The 17112-nt window shown below is 60.0% G+C and carries 20 protein-coding genes; 12 read left to right on the top strand and 8 right to left on the bottom strand.

Annotated features, from left to right (window positions below; genetic code table 11):
* The first annotated feature begins 29 nt into the window (after positions 1 to 29).
* The 5 genes from RS027_RS08375 (at position 30) to RS027_RS08355 (ending at position 5351) form a co-directional block, all read left to right on the top strand.
* Positions 30 to 1025, top strand: a complete 996-nt coding sequence (locus RS027_RS08375) for a DNA-directed RNA polymerase subunit alpha (RefSeq protein WP_311956008.1) — start codon at positions 30 to 32, stop codon at positions 1023 to 1025.
* 39 nt (positions 1026 to 1064) lie between these two features.
* A complete protein-coding gene (gene rplQ / locus RS027_RS08370; RefSeq protein ID WP_311956005.1) occupies positions 1065 to 1448 on the top strand; it encodes a 50S ribosomal protein L17 in 384 nt (127 codons plus the stop codon).
* Positions 1449 to 1683: 235 nt separating this feature from the next.
* Positions 1684 to 2859, top strand: a complete 1176-nt coding sequence (locus tag RS027_RS08365) for an RNA-guided endonuclease InsQ/TnpB family protein (protein WP_311956002.1) — start codon at positions 1684 to 1686, stop codon at positions 2857 to 2859.
* A 253-nt stretch (positions 2860 to 3112) separates the two neighbouring features.
* Positions 3113 to 4429 (top strand): serine hydrolase, encoded by a 1317-nt coding sequence (locus RS027_RS08360; RefSeq protein ID WP_311955999.1) that lies wholly within the window; start codon positions 3113 to 3115, stop codon positions 4427 to 4429.
* A 49-nt stretch (positions 4430 to 4478) separates the two neighbouring features.
* Positions 4479 to 5351: a DMT family transporter gene (locus tag RS027_RS08355; protein ID WP_311955996.1), complete on the top strand. Its 873-nt coding sequence runs from the start codon at positions 4479 to 4481 to the stop codon at positions 5349 to 5351.
* On the opposite strand, the gene thiE is transcribed toward RS027_RS08355, so the two are convergent.
* The 3 genes from thiE to RS027_RS08340 all read right to left on the bottom strand — a co-directional run bounded on the left by thiE (position 5348) and on the right by RS027_RS08340 (position 7228).
* Positions 5348 to 6004, bottom strand: a complete 657-nt coding sequence (gene thiE / locus RS027_RS08350; protein ID WP_311955993.1) for a thiamine phosphate synthase — start codon at positions 6002 to 6004, stop codon at positions 5348 to 5350. The genes RS027_RS08355 and thiE overlap by 4 nt on opposite strands.
* Complete coding sequence (gene thiM, locus RS027_RS08345; protein WP_311955990.1) at positions 5994 to 6812, bottom strand: hydroxyethylthiazole kinase; 819 nt, start codon at positions 6810 to 6812, stop codon at positions 5994 to 5996. Before thiM ends, thiE begins: the two co-directional genes overlap by 11 nt.
* A gap of 140 nt (positions 6813 to 6952) precedes the next feature.
* Positions 6953 to 7228, bottom strand: a complete 276-nt coding sequence (locus tag RS027_RS08340; protein ID WP_311955988.1) for a hypothetical protein — start codon at positions 7226 to 7228, stop codon at positions 6953 to 6955.
* A 177-nt stretch (positions 7229 to 7405) separates the two neighbouring features.
* On the opposite strand from RS027_RS08340, the gene RS027_RS08335 reads away from it, so the two are divergent.
* From RS027_RS08335 to RS027_RS08325, 3 genes are read left to right on the top strand one after another with little or no spacing between them, the layout of a single operon-like run.
* Positions 7406 to 7930, top strand: coding sequence for a hypothetical protein (locus tag RS027_RS08335; RefSeq protein ID WP_311955987.1), 525 nt, complete (start codon positions 7406 to 7408; stop codon positions 7928 to 7930).
* 53 nt (positions 7931 to 7983) lie between these two features.
* Positions 7984 to 8517 (top strand): lactoylglutathione lyase, encoded by a 534-nt coding sequence (gene gloA / locus RS027_RS08330; protein ID WP_311955986.1) that lies wholly within the window; start codon positions 7984 to 7986, stop codon positions 8515 to 8517.
* Positions 8518 to 8519: 2 nt separating this feature from the next.
* Positions 8520 to 8891, top strand: a complete 372-nt coding sequence (locus RS027_RS08325; protein WP_311955985.1) for a DUF6164 family protein — start codon at positions 8520 to 8522, stop codon at positions 8889 to 8891.
* A gap of 18 nt (positions 8892 to 8909) precedes the next feature.
* Here the strand turns inward: RS027_RS08325 and RS027_RS08320 are convergent, their stop codons facing one another.
* Genes RS027_RS08320 through RS027_RS08305 form a run of 4 tightly spaced genes read right to left on the bottom strand, consistent with a single transcriptional unit; the run spans position 8910 to position 11646 of the window.
* Complete coding sequence (locus RS027_RS08320) at positions 8910 to 9857, bottom strand: metal ABC transporter substrate-binding protein (protein WP_311955982.1); 948 nt, start codon at positions 9855 to 9857, stop codon at positions 8910 to 8912.
* A 31-nt stretch (positions 9858 to 9888) separates the two neighbouring features.
* Positions 9889 to 10776 (bottom strand): metal ABC transporter permease, encoded by an 888-nt coding sequence (locus RS027_RS08315; protein WP_311955978.1) that lies wholly within the window; start codon positions 10774 to 10776, stop codon positions 9889 to 9891.
* Positions 10769 to 11479 (bottom strand): metal ABC transporter ATP-binding protein, encoded by a 711-nt coding sequence (locus tag RS027_RS08310; protein ID WP_311955973.1) that lies wholly within the window; start codon positions 11477 to 11479, stop codon positions 10769 to 10771. The genes RS027_RS08315 and RS027_RS08310 overlap by 8 nt, the downstream gene beginning before the upstream one ends.
* A complete protein-coding gene (locus RS027_RS08305; RefSeq protein WP_311955969.1) occupies positions 11479 to 11646 on the bottom strand; it encodes a hypothetical protein in 168 nt (55 codons plus the stop codon). The genes RS027_RS08310 and RS027_RS08305 overlap by 1 nt, the downstream gene beginning before the upstream one ends.
* A gap of 250 nt (positions 11647 to 11896) precedes the next feature.
* Here RS027_RS08305 and RS027_RS08300 point away from each other — a divergent pair, with 250 nt between their 5' ends.
* Entirely contained in the window at positions 11897 to 12283 is a 387-nt protein-coding gene (locus RS027_RS08300) for a CRISPR-associated endonuclease Cas3'' (RefSeq protein ID WP_311955967.1), read from the top strand.
* Here RS027_RS08300 and RS027_RS08295 read toward each other — a convergent pair.
* A protein-coding gene (locus tag RS027_RS08295) for an IS630 family transposase (protein ID WP_311955963.1) occupies positions 12239 to 13256 on the bottom strand; the annotation gives its coding sequence in 2 pieces (ribosomal slippage) (positions 12239 to 12865 and positions 12867 to 13256; 1017 coding nt in all). The two genes, RS027_RS08300 and RS027_RS08295, sit on opposite strands and share 45 nt — an antisense overlap.
* A gap of 80 nt (positions 13257 to 13336) precedes the next feature.
* Between RS027_RS08295 and cas3 the strand changes: the two genes are divergently transcribed.
* From cas3 to cas8c, 3 genes are read left to right on the top strand one after another with little or no spacing between them, the layout of a single operon-like run.
* Complete coding sequence (cas3, locus tag RS027_RS08290) at positions 13337 to 15238, top strand: CRISPR-associated helicase Cas3' (protein WP_311955960.1); 1902 nt, start codon at positions 13337 to 13339, stop codon at positions 15236 to 15238.
* Between the two features lie 34 nt (positions 15239 to 15272).
* Positions 15273 to 15941, top strand: a complete 669-nt coding sequence (gene cas5c, locus RS027_RS08285) for a type I-C CRISPR-associated protein Cas5c (RefSeq protein ID WP_311955958.1) — start codon at positions 15273 to 15275, stop codon at positions 15939 to 15941.
* Positions 15938 to 17062, top strand: a complete 1125-nt coding sequence (gene cas8c / locus RS027_RS08280; protein WP_376717589.1) for a type I-C CRISPR-associated protein Cas8c/Csd1 — start codon at positions 15938 to 15940, stop codon at positions 17060 to 17062. Before cas5c ends, cas8c begins: the two co-directional genes overlap by 4 nt.
* Positions 17063 to 17112: the final 50 nt, after the last annotated feature.

Raw genomic sequence — 17112 nt, 5'->3', positions numbered from 1 at the left:
AACCGTTTGGCAGCCTGAAAGGTGTTCTTATGCAGCGTTCAGTGACAGAGTTTCTCCGTCCCCGCGATATCAAGGTCGAAGAAATCAACGCACATCACGCCAAGATCGTGCTCGAGCCGTTTGAGCGCGGATTTGGCCACACCCTGGGGAACGCGCTGCGCCGCATCCTGCTCTCGTCCATGCCCGGCGCTGCCGTGGTAGAGGCCGAGATCAAGGGCGTCGAGCACGAATACAGTGCGCTTGAAGGGGTGCAGGAAGATGTCATCGAGATCCTCCTGAATCTGAAAGATGTCGCGATCAAGATGCACAGCCGGGATGAGGCGGTGCTCTCGCTGAACAAGCAGGGCCCGGCCGTCGTCACCGCTGGCGACATTGCGCTTGATCATAGCGTCGACATCGTCAACCCGGATCACATCATTGCCCACGTCAACGAAGGGGCGGAGCTGGATATTCAGCTCAAGGTGGCGATGGGGCGTGGCTACGAGCCGGCCGACGTGCGCGACTCCGACGAAGAGACCCGCGCCATTGGCCGCCTGCAGCTGGATGCTACCTTCAGCCCGGTGCGTCGCGTTTCCTACGCGGTCGAGGCCGCCCGTGTCGAGCAGCGTACTGACCTTGACAAGCTGATCATCGACCTGGAAACCGACGGCACTCTGGATCCGGAAGAGGCTATCCGCCGCAGCGCGACCATTCTGCAGGAGCAGCTGGCCGCCTTCGTCGATCTGGAAGCCGATAAAGAGCAGGAAGTCGAGGAAGAAGAGGATCAGGTGGATCCGACTCTTCTGCGCCCCGTAGACGATCTTGAGCTGACCGTCCGCAGCGCCAACTGCTTGAAAGCCGAAAACATCTACTACATCGGTGATCTGATTCAGCGCACCGAAGTGGAACTGTTGAAAACACCCAACCTCGGCAAAAAGTCCTTGAACGAAATCAAGGATGTTCTAGCAGCGCGCGGCTTGTCGCTGGGCATGCGGCTGGAAAACTGGCCGCCCGCTAGCCTGAAGGACGACAAGACCTCCGCGTGAGCGTCGCCTTAAGTCCCAGTTTGGTAAGGAATCACAACCATGCGTCATCGTAAGAGTGGTCGTCATTTAAACCGCACCAGCTCGCACCGCAAGGCCATGTTCAAGAACATGTCAGCCTCGCTCGTCGAGCATGAAATCATCAAGACAACCCTGCCCAAGGCCAAGGAACTGCGTCGCGTCATCGAGCCGCTGATCACCCTGGCCAAGCAGGACAGCGTCGCCAATCGCCGTCTGGCGTTTGCCCGCACTCGGTCAAAAGACACCGTGGGCAAGCTGTTTGGCGAACTGGGGCCGCGCTACGCCGAGCGTCCAGGCGGCTACGTCCGTATCCTCAAGTGCGGCTACCGCGCTGGCGACAACGCGCCCATGGCGTACGTCGAGCTTGTCGACCGTCCCGCAGTAGAGGCCGCCGCAGACGAATAACGTGCTGCGTTTGGCCTGCCACAAGCGAAAACCGGCCGGACTTCCTCCTGTAAATTGATCAGGGTGGATTGTCCAGCCGGTTTTTTTGCGTTTAGCGAACATCCGCGTAGACCCTCGCCCAGTGCGGGCGGGGATACAAGCGGGAACCGCAGCGCGGTTCGTGTCTTGCTTGGCTGTTGCTTCAAGGCAAAGCTGGCGTATAGTGGATAAAATTACACTAGGCTGTGCAATACCCATGCTGAAAGCCACAAAAGTACGCATTTACCCCACTGTTGAACAGGCGGATATTTTGAATCGCCAGTTCGGCAGCGTGCGTTTTTGCTACAACGCTGGCCTTCGCATTATGTCGCACCGCTATCGGCGCCACGGTCAGTCGCTGAGTGCCAAGCACGATATTAAAAAGCTGCTCCCCGTCGCCAAGAAGTCACGTAAGTATGGCTGGCTAAAAGAAGCGGATTCCATAGCCCTCCAGCAGTCATGCATCAATCTTGACCAGGCGTTCCAGCGCTTCTTTGACCCCAGGAAGAAAGCCGGCTATCCGCGCTTCAAAAGCAAACGCGGCAAGCAGTCCAGCTATCACTGCGTTGGGGTCAAGGCCGGCGATAGCTGGGTCAAGGTGCCCAAGCTCGGCCCCATCAAGGCCCGCATCCACCGGCCCATCGAGGGCAAGCTGAAAAGCATCACCCTGTCGCGCACCGTCACCGGCAAACACTACGCGGCGCTGCTGTTTGAAACCGCACAAGACGCCCCGGAGCCGCTGAAGGACGTTGCCGCGAATAAAGTTGTCGGCCTCGACATGGGCTTGTCGCACCTCGCCATCGACTCCACCGGCCGCAAGGTTGCCAATCCGCGCTTTCTGAAGCAGGCGCAGAAGAACCTCAAGCGAAAGCAGCAGGCGCTGTCGCGTAAGCAAAAAGGCAGCGCCGGCCGGGCCAAGGCGCGGCGGCTCGTCGCCAAGGCTCACGAACGGGTGGCCAACGCCCGCAATGACTTCCAGCACAAGCTCTCTCGACAGATCGTTGACGACAACCAAGCGGTGATCGTCGAGACGCTGAAGGTCGAGAACATGATGAAAAACGGCAAGCTCGCCAGACATATCGGCGATGCGTCGTGGCATGCCTTGGTCACCAAATTGACCTACAAGACCAAAGAGCAGGGCAAACATCTGGTCAAGATTGATCCCTGGTTTGCCAGCACCAAAACCTGCCATGCTTGCCAGCACAAAGTGGATGCCATGCCGCTAACTATCCGATCGTGGGAATGCCCCGCCTGCCACGCGCACCACGACCGCGATATCAATGCGGCACAGAACATCAAGCATCAAGGCATCATCCGATTGAAGGCGGAAGGGCTGTCCGTCTCTGCCCATGGAGGCTCGCGTAAGTCCGGTGCGTCGCCGGCTGCTGCCTAAGAAGTGGGAAGCTCCGCCCGTGGCGCGTCAGCGCTTAGGGAGGAGAGCAGTCACATACAGTATCTGCTTGGTTATTGCACCGTTTGCACTACTATCTAACGTTTACGCCTAGCTATCGTTTACGCTGGCTTGCTTCTGGATCAACACCGTCTGCGCCAACATTGGGGGAACTTCCATGCCATACGCGCCGCTTTCTGCTTCGTCTGCCCGCTGCTGCCGATCTCCTGGACGCAGGGCCCTGGCCGTCGTCGTTATGTTCGCGGCGCTGTGTGCCGCCACCCTGATGACGGAGGCCAGGGCAGCCAACCCGCGCTACGCGGGCATCGTGGTCGATATGGACAACGGCGAGGTGCTGTACGCGGAAAACGCCGACGCCCGCCGCTATCCCGCTTCGCTGACCAAGATGATGACCCTTTACCTGACGTTTGAAGCGCTGGTGGACAACGACCTCTCGCTGGAGCAGCCGCTCAAGGTATCCGGCGCGGCCGCCGCCATGCCGGCCTCCAAGCTGTGGCTGGCCAAGGGCAGTACCATCACCGTGGACAAGGCCATCCGCGCGCTGACGGTAAAATCCGCCAACGACGTGGCGGTGGTGCTGGCCGAAGCGGTGGGCGGCAGCGAGGAGCGCTTTGCCCGCAAGATGACGCAAAAGGCGCGTGAGCTTGGCATGCACGACACCACCTTCCGCAACGCCTCGGGCCTGCCCGACAGCCAGCAGGCCACTACCGCTCGGGACCTGCTCACCCTGGCGGTCCACGTCATGCAGGATTTTCCCCAGTACTATCATTACTTCGGTCTGCAGACCTTTGCCTACCGCGGCAAGACCCACTCCAGCCACAATCGACTGGTGAAAAATTACCCCGGTGCCGACGGCCTCAAGACCGGCTTTATTCGTGCCTCGGGCTTTAACGTCGCGACCACCGCCGTGCACGACGGCCGGCGCATGGTCGGGGTCGTCATGGGCGGGTTTAGCTCCAAGTCCCGGGATACCCACATGACGGATCTGCTCGACCGCAGTTTCGCCCGCTCGACGCTGCGCGACCGGGGAACCTGGCTTGCCGATACGCGTTTTTCTCAGGAGTTCATGGCCTTTGGCGGGCTGGTCTCGCCCGACAAGCCGACCCAAACCGATCCGCGGTCGCTGCGGCCGATGCTCGCCGCCGTGGATACGGTAGAGGCCTCCGCTCCGCCGGCCGCGTCCCGTCCGAAGGCCCGATCGACGTTTGAGCCCGAGCGCCGCCCCGCCCCCCGAGAAGCGACGGCTGACAACGACGATCCGCTCGAGCCGCTGATGGCCGATGCCACCCCCGCCGTTGGCGACGCCGCCGGCGGCTGGGGCATTCAGGTAGGCGCGTTCAGCGAACAGGCCAGCGCCCGCCGGCTGGCCAATCAGGCTGCTAATCAGCTATCCGGGGGCGCCAGTGGCAAGGTTTCGATTGACGCCCTCGACGGCCCCGAGCAGGTGTTTCGCGCGCGGCTGGTAGCGCTGGGTGAATCTCAGGCGCGCCAGGCCTGCCAGCGGCTGAAAGCCAACGGCATGGACTGCATGGTGGTTAACGCCAGCCTGTAGCGGCAGGTTTTGTCAAAGGCACAAGCGGGTCAACCACAAGGAGGGCATTATGTCAGCCTCGCTCAGGGGCATCGGCTATATGTGCACTGGCGTCTTGTTTCTGGCGCTTGGCGATGCCGTATCCAAATGGCTGGGCGAGGTGCATTCGCCGCTTGAGATCGTTTTCTTCCGCAATCTGGTCGCCGTGCCGCTGATTGCTATGCTTGCCTACTTTGGCGGCGGGCTGCGCAACCTGGGCACGCGGCGACCCGGCGTGCATCTGCTGCGCGGGCTGATCTATACCGGCACCATGGGCTTTTTTGTGCTGGGGCTGACGCTTCTGCCGCTGGCCGAGGCTACCGCCATTGCCTTTGTCGCCCCGCTGTTTGTCACGCTGCTGTCGGTACCGCTTTTGGGCGAGCGGATCGCCCCGCCGGTGATGGCCGCCTCGCTGCTGGGTTTTGTCGGCGTGATGATCGTGGTGCGTCCGGGAGGAGACGCCTTCAACGCCGGCGCGCTTTCCATGGTGGCCGCGGCGGCTTGCTATGCGCTGACGATGATCACCGCTCGCCGTTACGGCGGACGAGAGAACTTCTGGGCGCTAGTGCTATATATTGCGCTGGTGCCGGCGCTGATCACCGCGGCCACGCTACCCTGGGTCTGGATAACGCCGCAGCCGTGGCACTGGCTCGGCTTTCTGGCATCAGGAATATTCAGCGTGGGCGCCGCGGCTTTTATTACTCTGGCGTTTCGCTATACACCTGCGGCCATCGCCGCGCCGTTTGACTACACCGCGCTGCTTTGGGCGGTGCTGCTGGGCTGGCTGTTCTGGGGGGAGCTACCGGATGTCTGGGTGCTGGTCGGCAGCGTGCTGATCATCTCAAGCGGCCTGGCGATCGCCTACCACGACCGCCGCACCAGCCTGAGCCGCCGCCCCACCTAGGGCGCTTCCGGCGCCGCCTGCCACCTTTTGGCAAGCGCTCTGGCCGCTTCTCGGGGGGAGGGCTGGCCGCAAATGGCCGATACCACCGCCATGCCCTCGGCGCCGCTTTGTTTGATGGCCTCGGCGTGCTCCGCCTTGACCCCGCCAATGGCAACGCCCGGCATCGGGCAGGCCCTGACCAGCGCGGCCAGGCCGTCAAAGCCGATGGGGGCCGAGTGATCGGCCTTGCTCTGGGTGGCAAACACCGGGCCAAATCCGACGTAGTCGAGTAGCTCAAGCGGCGCGTCTGCCAGCTGTTCGGCGTTGGTGATCGAAAGCCCGATGATGGCTTCTTCGCCCATGGCCTTGCGGGCATCGTGCACGGCGGTGTCGCTCTGGCCCACGTGCAGGCCGTCGGCGCCGCTTTCCAGGGCTACGTTAAGGCGGTCGTTGATGATCAGCGGCACGTACCGGCCGGTCAGCTCACTATGATCGTCCAGGGCCTCTTTCAGGCGCCGGGCAAGCTCGATCATGGCCTCGTCGGAGGCGAGCTTGTCGCGCAGCTGTACCATGCTCACGCCGCCCTGTATCGCCTCTTCCACAGTGTGTTCCACGCCGGCCTCATGGCACAGGTTGGTATCGGTCACTAAATAAACGGATAAGTCAAAATCCATGGCGGATCTCCAGCGAAAGGTGGTGGTCAAGGTCTTCGGCTTGCAGGTGGTAAAGCGCATCCAGAAACGCCGGGGTAAAGCTGCCGGGGCCGTCTGCCCCGGCGGCGGCGCGCTCCCCGGCGAGGGAAAAGCTGCCAAAGGCCGTGGTGGCGGCGGCGAAGCAGCTTTCGGGAGTCGCGTCGGCCACGCCCAGAAACGCCGCCGCCGTGGCGGAAAGTCCGCAGCCCAGGGTGGTAATGCGCGGCATCAGCGCGTGCCCGCCGTAGACGCTTGTGATGCGCTCGCCGTCGGTGATCAGGTCCACTTCGCCGCTGACGCCGACAAGGCAGCCCTGGCGGCGGGCCAGCTCGACGGCGGCGTCGCGCGCCTCAGCGGTACTGGCGGTGCTGTCCGCGCCGCGCCCGGGGTTGGCCATGCCGTTCAGGCATAAAATTTCCGAGGCGTTGCCGCGAATCAGCGTGGGCGAGCGCTCCATCAGCTCGGCGCACAGCCGCCGGCGGTAGGCGGTGGCGCCCACGGCTACCGGGTCGAGCACCCAGGGCGTGCCGTTGTCGCAGGCGACACGGGTGGTCGCGCGCATGCCGTCGGCAAAGTCGGGGCTGACCGTGCCGATGTTGATCGACAGCGCATCGGCCAGGGCGGTAAATTCGCCGGCTTCCTCCCGGGCGTGGAGCATTGCCGGGGAGGCGCCCAGGGCAAGCAGGATATTGGCGCTTGAGTTCATCGCCACAAAGTTGGTAATGCAGTGCACCAGCGGCGTGTGCGCCTGCAGGGTCTGCAGGTAGCCTCCGGAGGTGAGTAACGCCATGTCATTCTCCCGTCAGGGTGGCTGTCAGGGAAGGATACCTGATGGGCGCGACGGGCATCGACGAACAGCATGCCACGAAGGAGCGTGGCATGCTGTTTGGCAGGCAGCGTAATGGCTACCTGTGGGGGCAGTTAGCTTGCTCAAGTCTTCTTGTCGCCTGCCAGATTCAAGCGCAATGCTATCGCGGTGGACTGGGAAAGGTTGGCCACTTCCAGCGCATGCATCGTCATTTCGGTTTCCAGATGCTCAAAAGCGGCCGGGTCTTCCTGGCGCAGCTTGTACAGCGTGTTCTCGGTATACTCTTTCTCGCCCAGGTGATCCTTTGCCGCCTTGCGCAGCGCGGTTCCCTGCTCCCCGGCTGCCAGATCATGGAAGGCATCGTCTTCCAGGCCGTTGTTCAGGATGGTAATTTCCATTCCTTGTCCTCCTTTCTAGTAGACTCGGGCGCCATCAAGGCCCGTTCAGGACTCCGGCTCCACTTAACCGTATTGGATTCTTGACTTATATACCAGGAAGAGGCCGGTCGGCAAACCCCTCTTTTTTGGCTATGTTAGGGCTACATCAGCGCAAACTACATGACCGGAGGTGTCCGTATGGCGAATCAAGACGCAGTGCTGGGTGAAGAGTATCCCCACAAGGTAACGGCGGAATACGATAATCAGTCAGACGCAGACCGGGCGGTCAAGGCGCTGGCGGATCAGGCGGGGGTACCGCCCGCCCAGGTAAGGATCGTGCAGCCCCACGGCAGCGCCGACATGGCGCGCAAGATGGAGCCGGAGTCGCGGGGAATAAGGCAGTCACTGGTCAAGTCGCACCTGCGGCTTGGGCTGGCGGGGCTGATCCTAGGGGTGGCGCTTGCCGGCGTGCTGGTCGTCTTCGGACCGACGGCCACCCAATCAAGCCCGCTCATGACGTTTATTGCCCTGGGATTCTTGTGTACGGTGCTGGCGCTGCTGCTGGCCGGCGCGATCTCGATGCGCCCCGACCATGATCGCGTGCTGCACAAAACGCGGACGGCGACAGAGGCAGGCCAGTGGACGGTGGTGGTGCACTGTGCCGATAACGAGCAGAGAGACCGGGTAAAAGATACCATAGGCCATAGCGCGCAAACGCTGTAAAGCCATACCTTCAATCCGCCTGTTTTCCCGTACGACGGTAAAGGAGAAAACGCATGTCGTTTCACGGTGAGTCGCAACCCGGCGCTGTCCCCACGCCGCCCGAGACCGAAGGATTTCGCTTCAACCACTCCATGCTACGCGTCAAGGATCCCGAGCGCGCGCTGGCGTTTTATTCCGGCGTGCTTGGCATGCAGGTGATGCGCCGGCTGGATTTCGAAGAGATGAACTTCTCGCTGTATTTCCTCGCCCACGTGGACGAGGCGCGCAGCGTGCCCGAAGACGTGGAGGCGCGCACCGCCTGGACCTTCAGCCAGACCGGCATTCTCGAGCTTACCCACAACTGGGGCACCGAAGACGAGGAAGACTTCGCCTACCACGACGGCAACGCCGAGCCCCAGGGCTTTGGCCACATCTGCATTAGCGTGCCCAACCTCGAAGTCGCCCAGGCTTGGTTTGACTCCCACGACGTTACCTTCGTCAAGCGCGCCGATCAGGGCAAGATGAAAGACGTTATCTTCATCAAGGACCCGGACGGCTACTGGATCGAGATTGTCCAGGCCGACCGCATGGCCGCCAAGGACGACTGAGCGTGGCGCGACTGCTGTTTCACCTGCGCCACGTCACCGACGAGGAAGCCCGCGAAGTGCGCCAGCTGTTGGGCGATCGCGGTTTCGACACCTACGAGACCCAGGCGGGCATTTTCCGTATGGGCGTGGATGCCATCTGGCTGCGTAACGAGCACCAGCTTGAGGCGGCCAAAGAAGCGCTGGCTGACTACCAGCGCGAGCGCCTGGCACGGGCCAGGCAGGAATATGCCGACGCGGTGCAGCGCGGCGAGCAGCCGACGCAATGGCGCCGGTTTCTGGCGCATCCGCTGCAGGTCACGCTGGTGATCGTGGCAGTAATATTGATCGTGCTTATCACCCTGGCGCCGTTTGTCAGCGGCATCAATCCTGCCTGAATCGGCCCGGGCCGCCGCTTAGTCGTCGGCCGGGCCTTTATCGGCTCTACCGGCCAGCGCCTCATGCAGCACCCGGGCGTTGTGGCGCATCATGCCGATGTAGCTTGCCGCCTCGCCCTCGCTTGTCAGGGCGTCGGCGTATAGCGTGCCGGCGATAGAGAGGCCGCTCTCTTCGGCGAGCTGGTCGATCGTATTAGGGCTTGCCATGTTTTCGTAGAACAGCGCGCGCACGTTTTGCGCCTCGATTACGTCGATCAGCTCCGCCATGCGCGCGGCGCTGGGGGCGGAGCTGGTGGCAAGCCCCTCCGGCGCCAGAAAGCGCAACCCGTAGGCGTCGGCAAAATAGCCAAAGGAGGCGTGGCCGGTAATCACGGCGGTATCTTCGTCAATGGCCTCGAGCCGCTGGCGTATGTCGGCGTCGGCCTCGTCCATCCGGGCCAGGTAGTCGTCGGCGTTGGCGCGGTAGTCGGCGACGTTATCGCCGTCGGCGCTCACCAGCCCGTCGCGGATGTTGGCCACGTAGGTTTTTGCCCGGTTCATGTCCTGCCAGGCGTGGGGGTCGGCGCTGTCCCGGTCGTGGCCATCGTTGTGGCCGGCGTGCTCCAGCGGTTCAATCCCCTCGGTGGCGACGACTTTCCTGCCCCGATAGTCGCTGGTTTTCAGCAGCCGCTCCATCCAGCCCTCAAAGTTCAGGCCGTTAAACACCACGACGTCCGCCTGGGAGAGGGTGCGCACATCGCCGGGGCTCGGCGAATAGCTGTGAGCGTCGCTGTCCGTGCCAATCAGCGGCGTCACCTCGACGTGCTCGCCTCCCACCTGCTTGACCATGTCCGCAAGGATGGAAAAGCTCGCCACGACCCTCACCTCGGTGGCCGCCGCCGCGGGCGGGAGAAGGGCGAGCGTAGCGAACAGCGTAGCCGATAGCGCCAGCGCGTAGGCACTGCGCCAAGCAGCCGATAAACGCATGGGTGATCTCTTCACAGACGGTATCCTCACATCAGTCCCGCACAAGCGGCGCGGCCCGGCGGCGAAAGCGTGCGGCCAGGCTGTGGTAGCGGCCAAACAGCGCCGAGAAAAAGTATCCCGCCCCGGCAAGCAGAATAATGCTCGGCCCGGACGGCAAATCCAGATGAAACGAGAGCAAAAGCCCCCCGGTGCTCGCAAGCATGGCCAGCACCACGGCGATGCCCATCAGCCCCTCCAGCCTTTTGCTCCAGAAGCGCGCCGAGGTGGCCGGCAGCATCATCAGGCCTACCGCCATCAGCGTGCCGAGCGTCTGAAAGCCCGCCGTGAGGTTAAGCACCAAAAGCCCCAGAAACACGCTGTGTACCCAGCCGCTGCGCCCGCGCCGGCTCTGGCCACGCAGGAACAGCGGGTCAAGGCACTCCACCACCAGCGCGCGAAAAATCACCGCCAGCGTTAACACAATGACGCTGCTGATCCCGGCGATCAGCAAAAGCGCGGTCGAGTTGATCGCCAGCACCGAGCCGAACAGCACGTGGGTCAGGTCCACGCTGCTGCCGCCGAGCGAAATCAGCATGACGCCGGCGGCCAGCGAAATGATAAAAAAGCTCGCCATGGCCGCGTCTTCGCGCTGCCCGCCCATCCGCGATACCGCCCCGGCCAGCAGCGCCATGGCCAGGCCGAACAATACGCCGCCCAGGCTCATCATCGGCAGCGAAAACCCGGCGAGCAAAAAGCCCAGCGCCACCCCGGGCAGAATCGCATGGGCCATGGCATCGCCGATCAGACTCATGCCGCGCAGCACCAGAAAAACGCCCAGCGGCGGTGCGGCCAGCGACAGCGCCAACCCGCCGACCACCGCCCGGCGCATGAAGCCGTAGTCGAACGGCGCGATCAGCCAGGCGTGTAACAGATCAAGCATGGGACGCTCCCGCGCAGACATGGGCGGAGGCGGCCGGCGAGGCGATGGCGCCAGGCGATAGCCATTCGCCGCCGCCGGCGCGCAGCAGCAGGACGCTATCAGCCAGGCGCTTCAAGTGCTCCATGTCGTGAAGCACCACGATCACCGTGGCGCCGTCGTCGGCCATCTGGCGCACAATGGGGATCAGGATATCCACCGTTTCGCCGTCGACGTTGGCAAACGGCTCGTCGAGCAGCAAAAGCGCTGCCTCCTGCATCAGCGTCCGGCCGATCAGCGCGCGCTGGCGCTGGCCGCCGGAAAGCTCGCCCAGCGGCCGGTGGGCCAGGGCAGAAATCCCCAGCCGCGCCATGATCTCCCGGCCCCGGCGATAGTGCGCCGCGCAGTAGCCTTTAAGCGCCCCGTGGCTGGGCCAGGTGCCAGTCATCACCAGTTCCTCCACGCTCATGGGGAAGGTTAAATCCAGCGCCAGCTGCTGGGGTAGCCAGGCCCGCCACGCCCTGGGTACCGTGCAATGCACCTTACCGGCAAGCGGGCGCAGCTCGCCCATCAACGCCTTGATCAGGGTGCTTTTGCCCGCCCCGTTAACGCCAATGAGTGCGGTGACCGCGGCGGCGGGCACCTCGCCGTCAATGCCTTCCAAAACGCTGCGCTGGCCCTGGGCCAAATGCAGGTTTTCCAGCCGAAGCGCTGGCTCCTGGGCCATTACAGCCACCCCGCCGCCCAGGCCACCAGCGCCCACAGCGCCAAAAGCGGCAGCGCACACAGCAAAATCCGCCGCCCCGCCGACAGCGACATCAGAGAAAAGTGGCAGGGGCCCTCGCGGTTGTGCTGATGGGCGTGCTGTTGAGGGCTTGAGCGGTGCGCAGGCATGGCGCCTCCCGGCTGTGGCGCGTAAATAAAAGGCGGCGTGAAAAAAGACGATTGTTATAACATAACAAATCCTGAGGAGGGAATTGCCCCGCGCTTTTTTCTACCGCCTCGGATCAGAGGCTACCCGCGGCGAAAGCATGATTGACGTCATGGAATGGCTGAATGAACGTGGGCTATATAGTTTACAGTTTGTAAAGCTCAGGCTGGGGTGCTTAGCTGGGACAGATAAAAATTATATCGCAGGAACGCAATGTATTACGCACACTCAACAACGACTCTCAATGCCTCAAGTGAGCTCGATAAGTCTGACTGGCAAACGTTGGCAAACCATTTAACCGCCGTCGGACAAATGGCCGGTAAGCGCGCTGATCGATTTGGCGCTGAGCCTTGGGGGCAGGCAGCAGGCCTTCTGCATGACCTGGGGAAATATACAACACCGTTTCAGCGTCGTCTTGAAGGTGTTAGTGAGCGAGTCGATCACTCGACCGCCGGAGCGCATATAGCTATTGAACGCTATCCACAGCTTGGCTATCTGTTGGCTTATCTGATTGCCGGCCATCATGCGGGTCTTGCTAATGGACGCGATAAGTGGCTATTCAAAATTAATCGCGTGATCCACTCCATAACCTTCGAGTAGGCGATGAACCTCATCGCAGAGACGACCGAACGAGCGATAGGCGGTCAAGGGCAGCCAGGCATACTTCATCTGCCGCCACAAAATTTCGATCAGGTTCAACTCCGGCGAATAGGCAGATAGATAGACCAGGTGCACACGATGTGACATCCATTCCAGTATCTTCCGTCTGAAGGCCCTGGAGCGATGCATGCTGGCATTATCGAGCACCACGACAACAAAGGTGTCAGGGGCTTTCCGAGCCACCAACTGATCAAATGCCTCAATGACGGTCTCCGTCGTAACCGACTCGGTGGTGGTGTGGTAAACCAGCTTCCCGGCTCGGCTGAGGAACCCCAGTACGTTCAGCCTTCGGCTATGGGAATAGGCGCTCACCTCGCAGGGCTTACCAACGGGGCTCCACGCGTACGGCACCGACGATGACTGTGAAAAGCCCGATTCATCAAAGTAATAGAGCTCGTGTTCACCCCGGTCTTCCCGCTGCTGAAGCGCCTTGAGGAGGCCCTGTGTATTGCGGAAATCCGTTTCGTCACGTCGTGCCTTCAGTGAATGCCGAATGCGCTTGAAGCTATGGCGATTTTTTTTTCAACGCTCGGCGAAGTGTCACCGAGCTAACCGTCTTGCCGGTCTCTTCTTGCAGGCGAGCCTGCAAGGATCGAATTTGATGGGGATGCTCGGCGATCAACTCCTTCAATCGCTGGTGGTCGTGCTCGTCCAGAAGGGGCGGCCGACCACTCCGCGGCTTGTCGATGATGCCGTCGAGGCCCGACGCTTCCCACTGCTTGAGCCAGCGTGATACAGCATCTCGGCGTACCTGCAGTATCTCACTGATTTGATTGATCGTATGACCCTGGTCACTCAGCAGAATGGCGTGCGCACGCCGGCGTAGGGCTCGCTTGTCACCGTGGTGATAAGCCGAGGTCAATCTCTGCTGCTCAGGCTCGGTTAGAGGGGCAACGAAGCGACGCTTTGCCATGGGGTCATCCGTGTCAGTGATTCAAACCGCTACGTTACACGAAAATTTAAGGCCAAGCACTTAGTGGTGAGCGAACGCCATTGAAAAATCGTCTGGAAGCTGAATTGCCCTCGCTAGAATGTATCTGGCAGCAAGAGGTAGGCGAGCTGTTGCCGGATAGGCTGCTGCCTCCGGCTCATTTCCAATCGCGTCGCGATAGGGCGTTTTTCCAGTATGCTTTTTTAGCCAGGATGCTTTTTTCCTGCCTGGTTGATGCCGATTTTATCGATACGGAAGCGTTTTATGCTGTGCATGGGCATGGCGCAGCCCATATACGTGGCGGCGGGCCGTCGCTTTCGGTACTGCGTGACTCCCTGAATCAACATCTGGCTACGTTCAAGGTCGACACTGAAGTGAATCGTCAGCGTAGCCAGATCCTGACCCATGTGCGCGCTCAATCTGAGAAACAGCCTGGTAGGTTTACACTCACGGTGCCCACCGGCGGTGGCAAAACGCTAGCTTCCCTGGCCTTCGCGCTGGATCATGCCATTGCCCACGGCATGGACAGAGTTATTTACGTGATTCCGTTCACCAGCATCGTGGAGCAAAACGCCGCCGTATTTCGCCAAGCGCTGGGTGAATATGGCGAGGCGGCGGTACTGGAACACCACAGCTCCTTTGATGCCGGCAATCACCGTGATCGTGAAACGATCGATAAGCTGCGTCGCGATAGTGATAACTGGGATGCGCCGATTGTGGTTACCACGTCTGTGCAGTTCTTCGAAAGCTTGTTTGCCGCGAAAACATCGCGTTGCCGCAAACTGCATAATATTGCCAATAGCGTGGTGATTCTGGACGAAGCACAGACCATGCCGCTGCCGCTATTGCGCCCCAGCGTGACGGCGTTGGATGAGCTGGCACTGAATTATCGCACCAGCATTGTGTTGTGCACGGCAACCCAGCCGGCGCTGGTCGAAAGCGATGATTCCGAGCGTAGCTTTGAGGGTGGCTTGCGCAATATGCGCGAGCTGGCGCCGAATCCTGAAACACTTTATCGCGACCTCAAGCGCGTTACCGTGCGTCATATAGGCACTTTGGATGATGAAGCACTGCACGATGAGCTGCTGAGAACCCAGCAGGTACTATGCATTGTCAATAACCGCCGCCATGCGCGAGCGCTATTCGAATCTATTGCTGATGACCCCGGTTCTTATCATCTCACTACATCCATGTATGCGGTTCATCGACGCCGAGTATTGGCCGAGATACGGCAAGTGCTGAAAGACGGTAAGCCGTGCCGGGTGATATCCACATCGCTGATAGAGGCGGGGGTTGACGTTGACTTTCCGCGGGTATTGCGTGCCGAAGCAGGGCTGGACTCTATTGCCCAGGCAGCCGGACGCTGCAATAGGGAAGGCAAATATGAGGTGAGTGACAGCGAGGTGGCTATTTTTGCTACCGCCAACGACGACTGGGCTCCGCCTCCGGAATTAAAGCAGTTTGCCCAGGTAACCAGGGAAGTGCTGCGGCAACGCGGCGGTGACCCCCTGTCGCTATCGGCCATTGAGGCTTATTTCCAGCTTTTGTATTGGCAGCAAGGACCGCAGAAATTGGATCGTCATGGCCTGCTAACGTTGGTTGAGAATAGCCGTTTGGAAGGACTGCCGTTTGAAACCATCGAACAGAAATTTCGCATGATCGAGAATACCCAGCGTGCCATCATTATCGCCACCGATGAGGACGGCATTGCGCGTAAAGCTTTGGAAGACTTGTCATTTTCAGAAAGCGTCGGCGGTATCTCGCGAAAACTCCAGCCATATACGGTGCAGGTACCGCAACAAGGTTTCTCAGCGCTGGAGCAGGTGGGGGCCGTGGCGGCCCTTGAGCCTGATAAGTTCGGCGACCAGTTTATGCAGTTGATCAACGAAGATCTCTACGACGAGCGCATGGGACTGGACTGGAATAATCCAACGTTTCGTGCCGGTGAATCCAATATCTGGTAAGCAGGCCGTACGAATAAGAGAAAAGGAGAGGGGCATGACATACGGAGTTCGCTTACATATTTGGGGAGAACGGGCATGTTTTACGCGTCCCGAAATGAAAGTTGAGCGCGTTTCCTATGATGTGATCACACCTTCTGCCGCCCGTGGTATTTTGGAAGCCATCCATTGGAAGCCAGCGATCCGTTGGTGTGTGGATCGTATCCATGTTCTCAAACCGATTCGCTTTGAGTCGCTGAGGCGTAACGAGGTAGCAGGAAAGCTTCCTGCCTCAACGGTTAGCAAGGCAATGAAGACAGACCGCGTTGATGATGTCGCTTATTATGTTGATGAGCATCGCCAGCAGCGTGCCGCTACCATCCTGCGCGACGTGGGCTATGTGATTGAAGCACACTTCGAGTTCACTGAGCGAGCCGACAAGAGCGATACACCCGGTAAACATCTGGATATTTTCAACCGTCGTGCCCGCCAGGGACAGTGTTTTCACATGCCATGCATGGGCACGCGTGAATTTCCTGCCAACTTCTCGCTGATTGAAGACGATGCTGAAATGCCGACAGCTGATGATCAATTAAACGGTCAATTTGATTTGGGCTATATGCTGCACGATATTGATTTTGCCAACGGTAAGGTGCCGCACTTCTTTCGCGCGAGTATGCAGGATGGTGTCATTGAGGTACCGCCTTTTCAGGAGGCTTTGGCATGATTCTATCTGCGCTCAATGAGTACTATCAGCGGCTGGCAGAAGAAAAGAAGGTACCGCCACCGGGTTTCAGTAGTGAAAGAATCAGTTTCTGCCTGGTGTTCTCAGAGAAGGGGGTGCCACTTCAAATTGTAGATCTCCGCGATACTTCCGGTAAGAAGCCCAAGTCAGTGCCCTATCAGGTGCCTGTGGATAAACGTCGGACTTCGGGTATTCATGCCTACCCGCTGTGGGATAAAACTGCCTATGCTCTTGGCGCAACGGCAGGTGAAGGCAAGCGGCTTACCGATGAGCACGCGGCATTTAAAGATCGGCAGGCTGACCTTTTTAGTTCTAGCGATGACTTCGAGCTGCAAGCATTTTTAACGTTTTTAACGCAGTGGTCGCCCGAAAAGCTGACTAGGCTACCCGGGTATAGTGAAGACGTTCTAGATGCCAATATTGTTTTCCGCTTGGATGGCACGCACCACTATTTACACGATAATAAAAATGCACGCCAACTATGGAGCATCACGTTAGAAAATGATGATGAGACGATCGGCGAGTGCCTGGTTACGGGAAAAGAAGCACCGTTAGGTGTGGGCCACCCTGCCATTCGAGGAGTTAGAGGGTCTCAGTCGTCAGGTGCATCGTTGGTTTCATTTAACAGCGATGCATATGAATCCTATGGCCATAAAGGTCAAGCGAATGCAGCGATTTCCAAAGAGGCTATTTTTGGTTATTCAACGGCACTGAATTATTTACTACGCGGCGATGCAGAGAACCATCAACGTCTACAGCTCGGTGATACTACGACAGTATTCTGGGCCAAGTCACACGATAGCAAGCATGCGGAAGCTGCCGAGGGCTTTTTTGCTATGCTCAACGAACCGCCTAGCGATGAGCAAGAGTCGGCTAAGCTCGCAAGCTTGCTGTTGAAGGTTGCCCAGGGTCGACCACTGGCAGAGCTGGATCCGATGCTGGACGCTGACACGCAGTTTTTTGTGCTGGGGTTGGCACCCAACGCAGCGCGTCTTTCCGTGCGCTTCTGGTATGTCGATAAGTGCTTACGCATAATTAATCGTGTGTTCCGTCCCGTAACCTTTGAGCAGTCGATGGACTTCATCGCAGAGCCGATCAAATGATAGATAGGCATCGAGGGGCAGCCAGTGGTATTTGACCTGCCGCCAAAGGA

The organism is Halomonas garicola (assembly GCF_031935715.1).
Taxonomy (GTDB): domain Bacteria; phylum Pseudomonadota; class Gammaproteobacteria; order Pseudomonadales; family Halomonadaceae; genus Vreelandella; species Vreelandella garicola.
The sequence above is the reverse complement of the archived record's forward strand: the minus strand, read 5'-3'. Positions and strand labels throughout refer to the sequence as shown.